General features: G+C 56.0%; 12 protein-coding genes. 7 read left to right on the top strand and 5 right to left on the bottom strand.

The window, feature by feature from the left end:
• Positions 1–52 precede the first annotated feature (52 nt).
• Both AC0QHF_RS16345 and pheA read right to left on the bottom strand, forming a co-directional pair.
• Positions 53–457 carry a hypothetical protein gene (locus AC0QHF_RS16345; protein WP_324705296.1) on the bottom strand — a complete coding sequence of 135 codons (405 nt, stop codon included), beginning with the start codon at positions 455–457 and terminating at the stop codon, positions 53–55.
• A gap of 70 nt (positions 458–527) precedes the next feature.
• Complete coding sequence (gene pheA / locus AC0QHF_RS16340) at positions 528–1,364, bottom strand: prephenate dehydratase (RefSeq protein WP_324705295.1); 837 nt, start codon at positions 1,362–1,364, stop codon at positions 528–530.
• A 216-nt stretch (positions 1,365–1,580) separates the two neighbouring features.
• On the opposite strand from pheA, the gene AC0QHF_RS16335 reads away from it, so the two are divergent.
• A complete protein-coding gene (locus tag AC0QHF_RS16335) occupies positions 1,581–2,162 on the top strand; it encodes a DUF1997 domain-containing protein (RefSeq protein WP_324705294.1) in 582 nt (193 codons plus the stop codon).
• Between the two features lie 97 nt (positions 2,163–2,259).
• Here AC0QHF_RS16335 and AC0QHF_RS16330 read toward each other — a convergent pair whose 3' ends face one another.
• The 3 genes from AC0QHF_RS16330 to AC0QHF_RS16320 form a co-directional block, all read right to left on the bottom strand.
• A complete protein-coding gene (locus AC0QHF_RS16330; protein ID WP_324705297.1) occupies positions 2,260–2,889 on the bottom strand; it encodes a ribonuclease HII in 630 nt (209 codons plus the stop codon).
• On the bottom strand, positions 2,889–5,054 hold the full coding sequence (rne, locus tag AC0QHF_RS16325) for a ribonuclease E (protein WP_324705293.1): 2,166 nt from the start codon (positions 5,052–5,054) through the stop codon (positions 2,889–2,891). Before rne ends, AC0QHF_RS16330 begins: the two co-directional genes overlap by 1 nt.
• 1,606 nt (positions 5,055–6,660) lie before the next feature.
• Entirely contained in the window at positions 6,661–9,267 is a 2,607-nt protein-coding gene (locus AC0QHF_RS16320; RefSeq protein WP_324705292.1) for a TIGR03960 family B12-binding radical SAM protein, read from the bottom strand.
• A gap of 859 nt (positions 9,268–10,126) precedes the next feature.
• On the opposite strand from AC0QHF_RS16320, the gene AC0QHF_RS16315 reads away from it, so the two are divergent.
• From AC0QHF_RS16315 to AC0QHF_RS16290, 6 genes are all read left to right on the top strand, one after another.
• Positions 10,127–10,321 (top strand): hypothetical protein, encoded by a 195-nt coding sequence (locus tag AC0QHF_RS16315; RefSeq protein ID WP_324705291.1) that lies wholly within the window; start codon positions 10,127–10,129, stop codon positions 10,319–10,321.
• Between the two features lie 243 nt (positions 10,322–10,564).
• Entirely contained in the window at positions 10,565–11,737 is a 1,173-nt protein-coding gene (locus AC0QHF_RS16310) for a pyridoxal phosphate-dependent aminotransferase (RefSeq protein WP_324705290.1), read from the top strand.
• 186 nt (positions 11,738–11,923) lie between these two features.
• Positions 11,924–12,499: a Uma2 family endonuclease gene (locus AC0QHF_RS16305; protein ID WP_324705289.1), complete on the top strand. Its 576-nt coding sequence runs from the start codon at positions 11,924–11,926 to the stop codon at positions 12,497–12,499.
• Positions 12,500–12,533: 34 nt separating this feature from the next.
• On the top strand, positions 12,534–13,109 hold the full coding sequence (locus tag AC0QHF_RS16300; protein WP_324705288.1) for a Uma2 family endonuclease: 576 nt from the start codon (positions 12,534–12,536) through the stop codon (positions 13,107–13,109).
• A 193-nt stretch (positions 13,110–13,302) separates the two neighbouring features.
• Positions 13,303–14,094 (top strand): DUF928 domain-containing protein, encoded by a 792-nt coding sequence (locus tag AC0QHF_RS16295; RefSeq protein ID WP_324705287.1) that lies wholly within the window; start codon positions 13,303–13,305, stop codon positions 14,092–14,094.
• 3 nt (positions 14,095–14,097) lie between these two features.
• Complete coding sequence (locus AC0QHF_RS16290) at positions 14,098–16,338, top strand: CHASE2 domain-containing protein (RefSeq protein ID WP_324705286.1); 2,241 nt, start codon at positions 14,098–14,100, stop codon at positions 16,336–16,338.
• Positions 16,339–16,469: the final 131 nt, after the last annotated feature.

Here is a 16,469-nt window from a genome sequence, read left to right as displayed (position 1 = left end):
GCGACTGAAGTCGCCGTTCGTTTTTCATCCACGCTTTAAAAAGACGTGGCTTTCAAACTCTCGTCCTTCTCTCGTAAGTTTCTTCCACCTGGTAGCGAACCCGCGGCGCCACCTGTTCGAGTCGCTCCCCGGACACCTGGGTGGCAATTTCGGCTATTTTTTGCTGTTCCCAATGGTGGTATCGATTCGCCAGGGTCGAGGAGAGAAAAAATCCCCCCGTCAAAATTGCGATAATCAAAATTATATGGGGAAACCGTTGTACCCAAATCCAATAGGATTTCAGTTGGACTCCCATTTTCTGACCCGACCAGGTTAAAAGTGCCAGGGCGATTAAGAGTGCCAAAATGGCGATCGCGAATATCAAACCCAACTTGACCGCATTCGAGCCGAATGCCATCAACTCTTCCGGGTGCGTCAAATCCGGCAAATTCGGAATGCCGCCGAACCTATAATCCATTCCGCCAACTCCGGCTCCATCAAATTTTGATATTGACCCGCTACAGTTTTTTTCCCATTATTTCGGGATATTATCGCTCCAAAATGGTATAACTGCCGAAAATTTTGAGGGTTTCGGTGTGGGTTTTCAATTCCTCCAGAGCCGATCGCACCGACTCGTCATCCGTGTCCGCCTCGATATCGATAAAAAAGAGATAATCCCCCAGCGATCGCTTCGTGGGACGGGATTCGATCCGGCTCAAATTGATGCCGCGCTTGGCGAACACCTGCAACGGCTTCACCAAGGCTCCCGGCACGTTCGCCGGGACGCCGAAGGCCAGGGAGGTGTGATTTCCCCCGTGCAGCGGTTGCAAACTCACCACCCAAAACCGCGTGCAGTTGTCCGGGTAGTCGTTGATGGGGTGGGCCAAAATCGGCAATTCGTACAGTTCGGCGGCCCGCCGGGATGCGATCGCCCCGGCGCTGGGTTCGTGAAGGTGTTGGAGCGCCTCGGTGGTGGAATTGGTCGCGATGGCCTGGGCGTCCGGCAGAAACTTGTCCAGCCAACCCTGACACTGCGCCAACGCCTGGGGGTGGGAATACACCGTCCGAATTTCCGGCAATTTTTGAGCCCGAGACAGAAAGGCGTGGGAAATGGGTAACACGAGGGCCTGCTGAATGCGGATCGCGTCCAACTGCCACAGGGTATCGAGGGTCATTGTCACACTGCCCTCGATGGAATTTTCCACCGGGACCACCCCCAAATTCACGTCCCCCCGCGCCACAGCCTGCAACGTTTGGGTGATGCTCGGGTAGGGGCACAGCAGGGGTTGAGTCCCCGCCGTCCGGGTCAAATGGTCGGCGTAAACCAGAGCTGCCGCCTCGGCGTAGGTTCCCGGCGGTCCCAAGTGGGCGATCGAAGTTGTCATATCGGAAATTGAGTGACGTCGAATTGAGTTCATCTCCGCCCCCTCCCGTTGCAATTCTTTACATGATTCTCAGGAGAGCGGCCAGTATCATGGAACAATTATCCACCCGATTGACCCGTCAGAGGGAATAAAATGCCCGGGGTCGCCCCCGATCGCACGAGAAATGGTTAATTTTTGTTAACCTAGTTTAAGAACTGTTGATTTTTTTCGTTTCTTATGTTATCTCGATTCACGGCGTCTCAATCTGTCGAAATTGTCGTACCCGACCAAAAAATTCCCATCCAGCACTACCTCCGCCAGCCCAGACGCTTGGTGAATGCCCTGGCCGACTCGTCCCGGCTCGAACAGTTGGACGCGGACTGTTTTCGGCTGAAAATGCGCCCCCTGTCGTTCATGAGCCTGACCATTCAGCCCACGGTGGACATGAAAGTATCGGCCCTCGCCAACGGGACGGTGAGATTGCGATCGCTCGAGTGCGAAATTCGCGGGGTCGAATACATCAACCGGCGCTTTTCGCTGAACCTGGCGGGGAGATTAGCCCCCTACACGCTCGACGGCGTGACCCGTCTGAGGGGGAAGGCCGATTTGGAGGTACTGGTGGAAGTCCCGCCCCCGATCGGATTCACCCCCAAACCCATCCTGGAAACCACGGGTAACGGCCTGCTCAAAAGCGTCCTGATGACGATCAAACAGCGGTTGATGCACAACCTCCTCTCCGACTACCGCCGCTGGGCCTCCGAACAGTCCGAGGCGCAAGTCGCCGAACAGACCCAACCCGTCGGCGAACAAACAGTTTAATATGGCGCCGAGCCTGGGGAAAGTGAAAAGTGAAAAGTGAAAAGTGAAAAGTGAAAAGGGATTAATTCCCTACACCCTACACCCTACACCCTACACCCTAGATTCCGAGGGGCAAAGATAGCTGACAGGGGGCAAAGGACATCCGGTGGTGGAAGCTCGGACCGTAGGTTTGCAGGGCTTCCCGGTGCCGTTTCGTGCCGTAGCCTTTATTTCGGGCCAGGTCGTATTGGGGGTAGATGCGATCGAGGCGGACGATGAGGGCATCCCGCCACACTTTCGCCACGATACTCGCCGCGGCGATCGCGGTATGGTAGCCGTCTCCCCCCACGATCGCCTCCTGGGGGATGCGGAGTTCCGGGATGAGCCGGTTGCCGTCCACCAGGCAGCGGTGAGGGGTCGGGTCGAGTTTGAGGACCGACCGCCGCATTGCCAGCAGGGTTCCTTGCAGGATATTCAGGCGGTCGATTTCCCGGGCTCGGGCCCAGCCGATTTTGCAGTCCACCGCCTTCGCCCGGATCAGGCCGGCCAGCCGATCGCGATCGCGGACCCCCAATTTTTTGCTGTCCCGCACCCCTGCGGCGGCCAGTTCCGCCGCCGCCCCATCCGACAGGATGACGGCGGCGGCCACCACCGGGCCGAATAACGCCCCCCGCCCCACCTCGTCCACCCCGGCGACGAAAATCTGGGGATCGGCGGTGGGGGGGAGATTTGACGCCCGAGTGTCCATCACTCCGAAACGGCGGAAGACCGACGGCGACGGCGCCGGACGATAGGAGTCCGCCCTTCGTCCTCCGCGTCTTCCTCCGAGTCGTCCAGATCGGCCTCATCGTCCCCATTCGAGGACAGTTCGGACTCTTCCATTTCCTCCGCGTCTTCCTCATCCTCGAAATCCGGGGAGAGATCCTCGACGGGTTCGGCCTCCGGTTCCGGTTCAGCCTCCGGTGCGGCGATCGCGGCGGCGGAAGTCGCGGCGGCCGGGACGGGGGCGGGGGTCGCTTCTTCTACCGTTTCCTGCTCCTCTTCCAAAATGGTCGAGAGCGGTTTGGGCGTTTCCCCCGGCATACGAACCGTCACGATCGCATTTCTGGCACTCTTCACCGGCTGATTCGACAGCAGCAGCGGCGAAATTCCCATCAGAGCATACACATCCTGCTCGTCTCCGGTCATCTCCACCGCCACCACTTCTTGGGGTTCCGGCACCGGCTTCATCGTTTCCGACTTGGGCGATCGCACCCGTTCGGCCAAACCGGGACGGCTCGGCCCGGTTTCGGAAGTCCCCGCCTCCGATCGCGTCTCGTTGTATCCGCCGCCCGAGTTCACCCGCAGACTTGCCCGGGGAGACTCCTCATCCCGGACCAGCGGTTCCATATCCCCGATCCGGCGACGGCGTCGGCGGCGGATGTTGCTACCACCCCCGATATCCTGATAGCTGGGATGGTTGAGCAATTCCAATTCCGGAAACGTCCCGCCCGACTCCATCTCGGCGGTCGCCCCCTCGCTTTCCTCCCGGTAAGCCGGTTCCGCCGGTTTCGGGATGCGGCTGTCCTGGGGCGGGGCAATGCGGGCGCCCCCGTCGAGGGAGGGAGAAGGCGAAGGCACGACCGTTTTGGGGCCGATCACCACCCGTTCCGGCACCTCTCCCGCCTCCGCTTCCGACTCTCCCGGCAGTTGGACCAGGTGCCCCAACCCGCTACAGGTGGGACAGTTGCGGCCGAAGAGTTCGTAAATATTTTGACCTTGGCGTTTCCGGGTCAACTCCACCAACCCCAACTCCGACAGTTGGGCGATCTGGGGCCGCGCCTTGTCCGCCTTGAGCACCTTATTAAAATGTTCGAGAACCTGCAGTTGGTCGCGGCGGGAGTCCATGTCGATAAAATCGACGATGATCACCCCGGCAATATTCCGTAGCCGCAGTTGACGGGCGATTTCCGTGGCGGCTTCACAGTTCGTCCACAGCACCGTTTCCCGGGAGGTGGCCGATCGCGTAAACGAACCGGAGTTGACGTCGATCACGGTCAACGCTTCCGTCGGTTCGATGATAATGTACCCCCCCGAGGGCAGATCCACCCTCGGCCGCAGGGCCTCCCGGACCGCCGCATTCACCCGGAAATACTCCAAAATCGGGATGCGCTCCCGGTGGTGGTCGATCAAAATCCCCTGGCGGTTGTTCCCGACGCTCCAGTTGATCAGGTGCTGTTTGACCCGCTTCACGCCATCCCCGGAGTCCACGACGATGCGGTTGACTTCGGTGCTGTACATATCCCGCAGCACCCGCTGGATGAAGTCGTTGTCGCGGTTGAGCAGAGCCGGGGGCCGGGTGGAATTGGCCTCCTGCTGGATTTCCTCCCACTGTTTCTGCAGGGTTTCCAGGTCTTCCAAAATGGCGTCTTCCGCCATCCCCTCCGCTTCCGTGCGGACCAACAGGCCCATCCCCGACGGTTTGATCAAAATCGCCAGGGCCCGGAGGCGGTTGCGCTCACTTTCGGAGCGGATGCGGCGGGAGAGGTTCACCCCCCGGCCGTAGGGCATCAACACCAGGTAGCGCCCGGGGAGGGTGATGTTTCCGGTCAGCCGCGGCCCTTTGGTGCCCGTGGGTTCTTTCATGATCTGGACGAGCACTTTTTGCTGCGGCATCAGCAGTTCGGTGATGGAACCGGAAGACCGCTTCAACCGCAGGGGGCCGAGGTCGGAAACATGGATGAATCCGTTCCGTTCCGGGTCGCCGATGTTGACGAAGGCCGCGTCGATCCCCGGAAGGACGTTTTCGACGATTCCCAGATAAATATCGCTGACCTGGTGATTTCCGGTCGCGACAACCAGTTCTTGAATTTGATCTTCTGAAAAAACGGCAGCGATCCGATGCTGCTCGGCAATAATGATTTGCTTTGACATTGAATTTCCTCAAAACTTTGCAACACTTGAGGCAGCTACGCTGCGTGTACCTCTGATGTTGACTAGAATCGATCGTCGGTTTGCTGGCGTCCGGAATTCGGTCTGAATTTTAGAAAACAGGTTGACCGCAACTCGGGACGATCCGGTTTTCCCAGTACGGACGGTTTGCTTTCCCGCTTTTACCACCATCGCCAACTTCTGAATCGGGCGTCCGGAAACCGAGTTTCGGCTCCCATTCCACCCAACTTTGACGTCAGTTTCCTTCGGACAATATCGCCCGCTCTGGCACCGGATTCCAAAATTTCTATTGTTGCCATAATTTTGATGTCCGAGCCGTGGAGGACGGCTTGGGATTTGCCGACTCAATCGGTCAGACCGTATCAACAAGATGACCCGTTCCAACACCGCGTTCAAGTTGTCGTGAAAACCCGAACCGAGAATTTGCGAATTTTGCGATCTCCTGCCGTTGTTTGAATCCGTGTTTTCGATTCTGAATGATTTGACGATCGCTAAAATTCGACTATCCCATCTGCCGATCACCACAAACATTTCCATTGGGAAAGAATTTGATGTCCGGCGAGAAAATGAATCGTGCTGGCACAGACGGCTGTCGAACTGCGGGCGGTCGGCGAATTTCCCCGACCCGGACGATCTGGCGATCGCGTTGATCCGCCGAAAGCCCGTCGCCTCTGGGATTTTTTGCACCAATCCGGTTAGAAATCGAACGGGTGCACGCAGCGGTGGCTCTCACGTCGGTTCAAAGCCTCAACTGCCGGTTCGACTTGCTGAGAACCCGATCGTTTCCCCATCTAAAATCGGGAAAATTCCAAATTTTTCTGGAAGTTGGAGCCGGACAAAAATCAATTCGGAACAAGCCAATTGCATTCCCAGGCACAATTTAAAGTTCCCGAAGTTGGGATTCCAAAATCGACCCGCCACCCTTGACAACCCTTCGAGCCCGGGTTCGATGGGGTTGGAAAGTCCTGCTTCACCGGCTCACGCCTCGACGGCTCGGACAAACCGCTCCGTCTCCGGTCAGAACGCCTCTGCAGGCCATTTGTTTGATGTCCGCAATGGACTCCACTGCAGACATGAGGCGAGAATCAAAATTCTCTCAAGAAAACGCCGATTTCCAGTCAATCCCGCAATTCACCCCGCCCGGGTTTTTGGGTGTTCCGAACCTCGACCTCCGGTCAATGAAAGACCCTCACGAGTTCAGTCACGGGAACTGCTTCACTATCGCCGAGACCCCCAGGGTCAAGCAGGGCATTACGACGATCTGAGTCGGACGGTTATCTTTGCTCTGCAACATTTCCCCGGCCGGGCTTGTCGGTGCCAGTCAAGTGACTGTCGGCAACGCCCGAGCAACTTTAGCTGAGGACGCTCAAGCTCAAGTTGCTTTGATGTTAAATTCTATAATAACATCCCCGCAAAGACAAACTGCGATCGGCAATTTAGGGCGGAGGGGCTCAGGAGGCGGAGGGGCTCCCTGAGCTCAGGGAGCTCAGGAGGCAGAGGGAGAAACCCCTACACCCTACACCCTACACCCGAATTGACTCGGGCCCCATGAATCGATAATTATCAATTATCCATGATCAATTATCCATTATTCCCCCAGCCACAGGTTTTGTCGGTGGATCGAACTCAGTTGCAATTCGCGATCGCCGGCCCGTTCGATCATATCGATCGCCTGTTCCGGCCGCAGTTGCGTCCCGTCGTTGCGGCAGGTCCCCACATAACGCAGCGTCGCCCCGCCTGCGGTGTCCGCCGAAATGACTTCCAACGTCAACAACTGTTCCCGCAGGTTGATCGTGCGAATCTTGCCGGATTTGGTCGTTTTCTCCCAGAGGATTTCGGTTTGCTCCAACACCTGCCGCACCCAGGTTTCCCAGTCCTCGCGGGTCGCCGGACCGCCGTTGACCGCCGCGCCGATGACATACTCGGCCCGGTCCAACACTTGGGACACCGAGGGGGACTTCACGTCCACCGCCTCCACCCGGTAGATGGGCAACTCTTCCGGCAGGCAGGCGGCCAATTTTTGCCGAAAGATGTCGATATCGATCGCCTCGGCCATGTCGAAATCGGCGATTTCCCCGCTGCTGGTGGTTCCCAAGGGCAGGGCGTTGGCGGGGGAAATGCGGGGTTTGGGGTGGTATCCCCCGGTAAAGGAAATGGGCAAATCCGCACGGCGGACGGCGCGATCGAAGGCTTTCATCAAATCCAGGTGTCCCAATAACGCCAGTTCCCCCAGCTTGCCGAACCACACCCGCAGCCGCTGCACCCGGTGGGAGGGGGGGGTGAAGTGGCCGGCAAATTCGGGGATGGGGAGGGGCGCGATCGCGATATTGTGGCCCAGATCCGGCCCGCACACCCCGCAGTGGGAACAGGCATCGAAGGAACAGTCGGGAACCGTCGCGGCTTCCAAAGCCTTCTGCAAGTCCTCTTTGAGCCAATTTTTATCGATGCCGGTGTTGATGTGATCCCAGGGCAGGGGTTGGTCTAGAAGCGCCTGGGTGGCTGCTTCCCCCTCTGCGGGACGGTCCATCACGTTCCATTCCCCGGCTTCCACCTGGCGATATTTCCAACTCAACCCGGACTCCTCGATCGCCTGCGCCCAAGCACCGAAGGCCCGATCCAGACTCTCCCACCAGGCGTCCATGCCGGCGCCCAATTCCCAGGCGCGGCGCACCACCGGCCCCAGACGGCGATCGCCCCGGCCGACAAAATCCTCCATTGCGGAAATTCGGAAATCGGTGAAATTGACTTTCACGCCCTTCATCCGCCGAAATTCGCCCCGCAGCAACTCCTGTTTTCGCTCAAATTCCGTCGTCGAGACGGAGTGCCACTGAAAGGGGGTGTGGGGTTTGGGGGTGAAGTTGGAGATGGTCAAATTCACGTTCAGGCGTTTGCGTCCCGACGCCTGACATTGCCGCTGCAGCCACCGCACGGTTTCCGCGATGCCGATGACGTCTGCGTCGGTTTCCCCCGGCAGTCCGATCATGAAATAGAGTTTCACCTTATCCCAACCTTGCTCGAAGGCGGTTTTCACCCCCCGCAGCAGTTCTTCGTTGGTGAGGCCTTTATTGACCACGTCCCGCATCCGCTGGGTTCCGGCTTCCGGGGCGAAGGTGAGGCTGCTGGTGCGGATGCCGCCGATGATGTTGGCGATATTTTCGTCGAAGCGATCGACCCGCTGGCTGGGGAGGGACAGGGTGATGTTGCTCTCCCGCAGGCGATTTTTGATTTCCATCCCCACCGCCGGCAGGGCCAGGTAGTCGGAACAACTCAGGGACAGCAGGGAAAATTCGTTGTATCCGGTTTCTTTCATTCCCCTTTCGATGGTTTCCACGATCGCCTCCGGTTCCACGTCCCGGGCTGGCCGGGTCAGCATCCCCGGCTGACAGAAGCGGCAGCCCCGGGTGCAGCCCCGCCTGACTTCCACGGTGAGGCGATCGTGGACCGTCTGGACGTAGGGGACGACCCCGATGGAATAGGCTGGCATGGGGGTGGCGACGCGCCGCAGGATGGTTTTGGGGACGTCGGGGCGGTTGGGGTGCACGGACCCGTCCGGGGCCATGTTGTAAAATCGGGGGACGTAGACGCCGGGAATTTGGGCTAAATCTAAGAGCAATTCTTCCCGACTCAATCCGGCGACTTTCCCCTCTTCGAGAATTAACCCGATTTCGGGGAGCAGTTCTTCGCCGTCCCCGAGGGCGATGAAGTCGAAAAAGTCGGCGTAGGGTTCGGGGTTGGAGGTGGCGGTTTGGCCGCCGGCGAAGATCAGGGGCCATTTGTTCTCGGCTGGTTGGCGATCGCGCCAGGTGAGGGGAATTCCCGCCAAATCCAGCATTTCTAAAATATTGGTGGCCCCGAGTTCGTAGCTGAGGCTGAAGCCGAGGATGTCGAATTCGGTCAGGGGGCGGCGGGATTCGACGGCGAACAGGGGGATGCCGGTGGACCGCAGCTTTTCGCTCAGGTCGGGGGCGGGGAGGTAGGCGCGATCGCAGAGCTGTCGGGGCCCGGCGTTGATGATATTGTAAAGAATGAAATGTCCCAAATTGGATGCCCCCACTTCGTAAATTTCGGGGTAGGTGAGCGCCCAGCGGACGCGGGCGGATTCCCAGGGTTTGTGTTGGGCACCCAATTCGTTGCCCAAATAGCGGGCGGGTTGGTTGATGTCGGGCGTGATTAACGTTTCAATTGCGACTGCCACGTTCGATCTTTCCTCCAATAATTCCGTCATGTCGGCTGACTTGACCTGCAAAATCGGCTCAATCTTCTGTTCTCGGTCGTCGGGGATGCTCACGAAATCGCACCGGGAATCTACCGTCCCAGGCTGCATTTGATGGGATACCGCACCCCACCGAGTCTGTCTCTGAATTTAGCACATTTACGGCTCGGGTATATCGGAATGGGGCGATCGCGGTCGGGTTGGGAAGAGAAAATGGAATCGATCGCTCGATTTTTTCGGTCGCGATCGCCCGCCAAAACGGGCCGGAAATTCGGGACTTGATCCGACCCGACCGACGATCATTATGATCGCCTTTTTTGTCGATTTTTTGGGCTTTTTAAAAAGGCTGTGAGAACCGGGGAAGTCGGGGGGTGAAGAGGCCGTGGACGCCCGGAATATTTGAAAATCCCAAAACCTCCCAATCATGGACTCTTAAGCTTTGCCGATTGCCCAAAGCTCACTGCCGATTGTTATTAAATCTCGGGCTTGGGGGGCCAGCCTTGTGCCCCCACAATCCCCGCACCCCCATTCCAGATCTCGCGACCGAAGAGAAGGTTAAATTTTTATTAACTTACCGAGTCGAGTTGTCCTCGGGATGAGATAATTTTATTTGTATAAGAAAATACAGAAAAAATTCTCTTGTAGGCTGGTCAATTGAGGTGGCTCCTCATCCCCCCGCCTCCCATAATGGGGGGACGGGTTGGGTTTGTTCGGTTTGAGATCGGATGCCTCCGATGAGGGCAAAAATGCGATCGAGATCACTTGAAATTTGTATTTGAGATCACCAGTCAGAACTGGCATTCAGTGGAGAATTAACATAAGTTGAGTTCCTTGACTACTCATGGCAGCGACCAATGCGATCCGACAATTGGTATCCAAAGCCCTTTACTTTAGATGCCTCACGCCCGAAATTGAAAACGGAATCAATTCTGAATTGGCTCGGCTGGGTTACATTTCAGATGTGGATTACGAAGCGTTAGAATTGTTGATGGACGAAATGGATGCCGGACGGATTCGACTGATTCCCAGTTCATAACTGGACGGGCAAGTTGATGCGGGCGACAGGTTAACTGTGGCAAAATTGGGTTGGAATTGAATCCAAAACGCGACGATTTATTGACTGCAATTTTTTGAGATATCTTTTCACGAGACTTTTTGATTGGGCGATCTACGAAAATCCCGGAGTTTTTGATTAAGTTCTGAACGCAATTCACTCAACGCTACCTGGTGTTTTGATATAATCTTCAAGCCCACGCCCAATCAAGTTCTGTAACTGAGAATGCAGTTTGCCAAACGTCTGGAAAAAATCCCCCCTTACCTTTTTGCCGAAATTGACCGGAAACGCCTGGAATTGATCGCCAAAGGGGCGGATATTATCAACATCGGGGTCGGCGATCCGGACCAACCGACGCCCGATCGCATCCTGCAGGCGATGCACGAGGCGATCGCCGATCCGTCCAACCACAATTACCCGCCCTACCGGGGACTGCCGGAATTTCGGCAAGCCGCGATCGCCTGGATGGAAGGGCGGTTCGGCGTTTCGGGGTTGAATCCGGACACCGAGGTGGTTTCGTCCATCGGTTCCAAGGAAGCCATCCACAACACGGCTTTGGCATTTGTCGAACCCGGGGATATCGTTTTGATTTCCGATCCGGGCTATCCGGTGTATCGCACGTCCACGCTATTTGCCGGGGGCGAACCCTATCCGATTCCGTTGAGGGCAGAAAATGGATTTTTGCCGGATTGGGAACGGATTCCGGAACCAGTGGCTCGGCGGGCGAAGCTGCTGTGGGTGAACTACCCCAACAATCCGACGGGCGCGATCGCCAGTTTAGAAGATTTTACCAAAATGGTCGAATTTTGTCGAGCCTTCGACATTTTGCTCTGTCACGACAACGCCTATTCGGAGGTGTCCTACGACGGCTATCGGGCGCCGAGCGTGTTGCAGGTTCCGGGGGCGAAAGATATCGCGATCGAGTTCCACAGCCTGTCCAAATCCTACAATATGACGGGGTGGCGGATCGGATTTGTGGCGGGAAATGAAATGGGCATTCGCGGGTTATCTCAGGTGAAAACAAACGTGGATTCCGGGGTATTTAAAGCCATTCAGCGGGCGGCGATCGCGGCTTTTTCGATGCCGGAATCAGAGCGGCGGGCGGCGAATGAAGTCTATCAAAAGCGGCGGGATCTGGTGGTTTCTGGGCTGCGATCGCTGGGCTGGACGATTGAACCGCCGAAGGCGACACTGTACGTTTGGGTTCCCGTCCCGCCCCCCTACACTTCCCAAGAATTTGCGACGTTGCTGCTGGACAAATGCGGTGTCGTCGTCCCCCCGGGAAACGGCTACGGCGCGGCGGGAGAGGGTTTTTTTAGAATTGCGTTGACAACGGAAGACGACCGGATTCGACAGGCGATCGCGCGGCTCGAAACCGCCGGAATTCGCTATAATTAGTTCAAATAGTGCAATGTGAAATAATTCGGTCAAACTTGACGAACTCTAAGCCCCCAGAATTGGGGGTTTGGGGGCGAGAAGTGACTCAATCTCTAAGCCCCCAGAATTGGGGGTTTGGGGGCGAGAAGTTGCTCAATTATTTCGGATGCCATACCTGCCCGGATAGTTCGCAGAGAGGATGATTCGATGGCCGTAACGCTGAATTTACCCAAAACATGGAAAATCAGTCCGGATCAGTTTGAAGAATTGGCGCAAATCAATCAAGATTTGAGGTTGGAATTGACGGCTGAGGGGGAATTGATTATCATGCCACCGACGGGGGGAGAAACGGGTTATCAAAATTTTGAATTGAACGGGCAAATTTGGTGGTGGAATCGCCAAAATTATTTGGGGAAAGCCTTCGATTCTTCCACCGGATTTCGCTTGCCAAATGGGGCGACTCGCTCCCCGGATGTCAGTTGGATTACGATCGCAAGATGGAACGAACTGCCCCCGAAAACCCGCAAAAAATTGTTGCCCCTCTGCCCCGATTTTGCCGTCGAATTGGTTTCGGAAACGGATACAATTCAGGAGACTAGAGAGAAAATGCGGGAGTATTTAGAGAACGGGTTGCGTCTGGGTTGGTTGATCGATCCGAAAAGCCGGACAGTGGAGATTTATCGTCCCACACGAGACGTTGAAGTTTTAAATTCTCCTACCCATTTATCCGGGGAAGATGTGTTGCCGGATTTGGTCGTAAGTTTGGCAGAAATTTGGGATTAAATTAAACCCAATAGTTCGCAGAGAGGATGATTCGATGGCCGTAACGCTGAATTTACCCAAAACATGGAAACTTAGTCCAGACCAGTTTGAAGAATTGGCGGACATCAATCAAGATTTGAGGTTAGAATTGACGGCTGAGGGGGAATTGATTATCATGCCGCCGACGGGGGGAGAAACGGGTTCCAGAAACTTTGAACTTTATATCGAGTTGGGGATTTGGAACCGTCAAAATCGGTTGGGAAAAGGGTTCGATTCTTCCACCGGATTTCGCTTGCCCAACGGGGCGACTCGCTCCCCGGATGTCAGTTGGATTACAATGGAAAGATGGAATGAATTGCCCCCGAAAACCCGCAAAAAATTGTTACCCCTCTGTCCCGATTTTGCCGTTGAATTAGTTTCGGAAACGGATGCAATTCAGGACACCCGAGAGAAAATGCGGGAGTATTTGGAGAACGGGTTGCGTCTGGGTTGGTTGCTCGATCCGAAAACCCGGACGGTGGAGATTTATCGTCCCACACGAGACGTTGAAGTTTTAAATTCTCCTACCCATTTATCCGGGGAAAATGTGCTGCCCGGTTTTGTCGTCAGTTTGGCAGAAATTTGGGATTGAATTTTGTCAGTCCACTTTCCCGTTGGAAACCCGGAATCTCGGGAACGCGATCGCGATCGCATCAGTCAACGTCCATAGGGTGCGGTTCCCGGAACTTACGGTAGAAGATTAAACTAGGTGTTATGAGTTGAGTTGGCAAAGATCGGATCGAGCTCAGTCGATCGACTCGACCCATTATGGAGGTATCCCGTTGATGAAGGTCAAATTTTTATGTTGGCTGGGCGTTCTCAGTGCGATCGCGGCCCCCCTCGCCACGGTCGCGGCACCCCCGCCATTGTCCCGTCCGTCCGTTCCGGCGATGGAATTGGCGCTGGAATTTCCCCCTGGCCCGAATCGTGGCAGTCCCGAATCGACGGCCGGCGGCGGCACCCGGGGAGAGTCGGACGATTTCCGGACGGCCAAAACGACTTGCAGCGAGAGTGCATCTCGCCTCACGGCCCTGTTACCGGTCGGATATGATGCCTTAAAGACCGCCTCCCCCAATCCGACATTTTTCCTGTACGTCCCGAAAACCGAGGCAAAAACGGCGGAATTTACGGTGGTTGACAGCCGAGGAGGCGATGTCTATGTGGACACCTTCGCCATTCCCGGTGACGGCGGCATCGTGCGAATCGAACTTCCCGAAACCGTCTCCCTGGAGGTGGGCCAAACCTACATCTGGCAGTTTTCCATGCTGTGCGACCCCAATCAGCGGGCCTCGGACGAGTCGGTGCAGGGGGCCATCGAACGGGTGGAACTCGACTCCGAACGCCAAACCCAAATTGAAGCGGAAACCGATCCCCTCGAAAGGGCCCAGTTGTACGCCGAAAAGCAGATCTGGCCCGAAACGGTGGCGATCGCGTTAGAACTGCGGGAAACCAATCCGGAAGTGTGGGAACAACTGATGGAATCTGTGGAGTTGACAGACATCGCCTCCGAACCGATGGCTCCCTGCTGTGGAACTGAAACTCGGGAAACCGTGAGTTCGGAAGATAACGAATCCTAACTGATGTGGACGGTTTTCAAACAACGACTGTGGAATTGGCGGGGCGTGGTCATCACCACGCCTTCGATCGCGATCGCGGTGATTTTATTGCGGCTGACGGGGATTTTGCAACCCCTGGAGTGGTCGGTTTACAACCAATATATGCGCTGGCGTCCGCCTCAGCCTCGGGATGACCGGATCGCGATCGTGGGCATCGACGAAGAAGACCTCAAATTTATCCAACAGGGTTACGTCCCGGACGGCGTTTATTTCGAGTTGCTGCGACGGCTGATCGCCATGAAACCCCGGGCGATCGGATTGGATATTTATCGCGATTTGCCCTTTGAGCCCGGACACGCCCAACTGGTGAGAATTTTTGAAAATACCGACAATTTGATCGGCATCGAAAAGGCGATCGGGGACGAATCCTTCGAGAAGGTCGCGCCGCCCCCCGTCCTGAAAGAAAAAGGGCAGGTGGGCGCCAACGATCTGATCGTCGATCCGGACAATACCCTGCGGCGGGCACTGCTGTATTTTCAGGGGGATAACGGAGAAGAAACCGTCTACAGTTTTGCCGTCCATCTCGCCTTCAAATATCTGGCGGAGGAACCGGATTTTCAGGTTGAAGTTGTGGAGGGGACGGACAATTGGTGGAAATTTGGACAGGTGATTTTTACCCCCTTTGAAGAGAATGATGGGGGTTACATCCGGGCCGACGATCGCGGCTATCAAGTGCTGCTCAACTATCGGGGGCCGAGGGAACATTTCGAGATCGTTTCCATGCGAGATATTTTTGAAGAGCGGGTGTCTTCCGACTGGGGGCGCGATCGCATTATCCTCATCGGTTCGGTGGGGGAAAGCATGAAAGATCTCTTTTCTACCCCCTACACCCTCTCGCCCAAACAGCGGATGACGGGTGTCGAAATTCACGCCAATATTGTCAGCCAAATTATCGCCGCCGCCCTCGACGACCGCCCCCTCATCAAAACCGCGCCGGAAGCGATCGAATGGCTGTGGATTTTCCTGTGGTCTGGTATCGGTGCCGCCCTCACCTGGAGACTCCGGGATGCCACAAAAGTCCGAAAATTTCTATTCAAACGATTGATGATTTCCCTCCTCGCCGGCGGTATTTTGATGGGATTTACCTTCGCCGCTTTCGTGGGCGGATGGTGGCTGCCCGTCGTCCCACCCGCCCTCGCGCTGACGGGTTCGGTGGTCGCCATTACCGCCTACGTCGCCCGCACTGCTTCGGACATTCGCAGGACGTTCGGCCGCTACCTCAGCAATGAAATTGTCGCTACCCTCCTCGAACACCCGGAGGGCTTGAAAATGGGCGGGGAACGGCGCAGAATCACGATTTTGACCTCGGATTTGCGGGGTTTTACGGCTCTTTCTGAGCGCCTCCCCCCTGAAGAAGTGGTGCAGGTTCTTAACTTTTATTTGTCCTATATGGCGGATGTGATTACCAGCTATCAAGGCACGATTGACGAGTTCATGGGGGACGGGATTTTGGTCTTATTTGGAGCCCCCACTTTGCGGGAAGATGATGCGGAACGGGCGATCGCCTGTGCGGTGGCGATGCAGTTGGCGATGGTGAAAGTCAACGAACAGATGCAAGCCTGGGAATTGTCGCCGCTGGAAATGGGCATCGGCATTAATACCGGGGAAGTGGTCGTCGGCAATTTGGGTTCGGAAAAACGCACGAAATACGGCGTCGTCGGCAGTCAAGTGAATCTCACTTACCGGATCGAATCCTATACGACGGGGGGACAAATTATCATTTCGGAAGAAACGTTACAAGATGCGGGGGAGAATCTGATCGAAATCGAGAGTAAAAAGTTGGTGCAGCCCAAGGGTGTGAAACATCCGATCGCCATCTACGAAGTCGCCGGCATCGGCGGAAAGTACAATTTATTTATGCCCAAAGAGGCGGAGATTTTTTATCCGCTATCCCAGCCGATTTCTTTGCAATACACGGTTTTAGAAGGGAAGCACGTCGGGGAAAACCTATTTTCCGGGCGGCTGTTGAAACTCTCCGATCGCGGCGCGTTAATCGGGGCAGAGGAGGGGACGGATTCCCAGCCTATCGTGTTGACGAATATCAAAATTAATCTCAAGTCTTCGGATTCTGAAATTGGCGAAGATATTTATGCAAAAGTTTTGGAAAAAAAGGCGGATCAGGGAAAGTTTTACATCCGGTTTACGTCCCGTCCGCCGGCTGTGGAGGCGAAGTTGAATGAGGTTTATGGTATGATTAAGGGTTGAAAATCCCCCCCAGCCCCCATCCCCCCCAGCCCCCCTTTGTAAGGGGGGAGAATGAAGAATCCCCCCCGGCCCCCCTTTGAAAGGGGGGAGAATAAAGAATCCCCCCCGGCCCCCCTTTGAAAGGGGGGAGA

The organism is Lyngbya sp. CCY1209 (assembly GCF_055795065.1).
The sequence above is the reverse complement of the archived record's forward strand: the minus strand, read 5'-3'. Positions and strand labels throughout refer to the sequence as shown.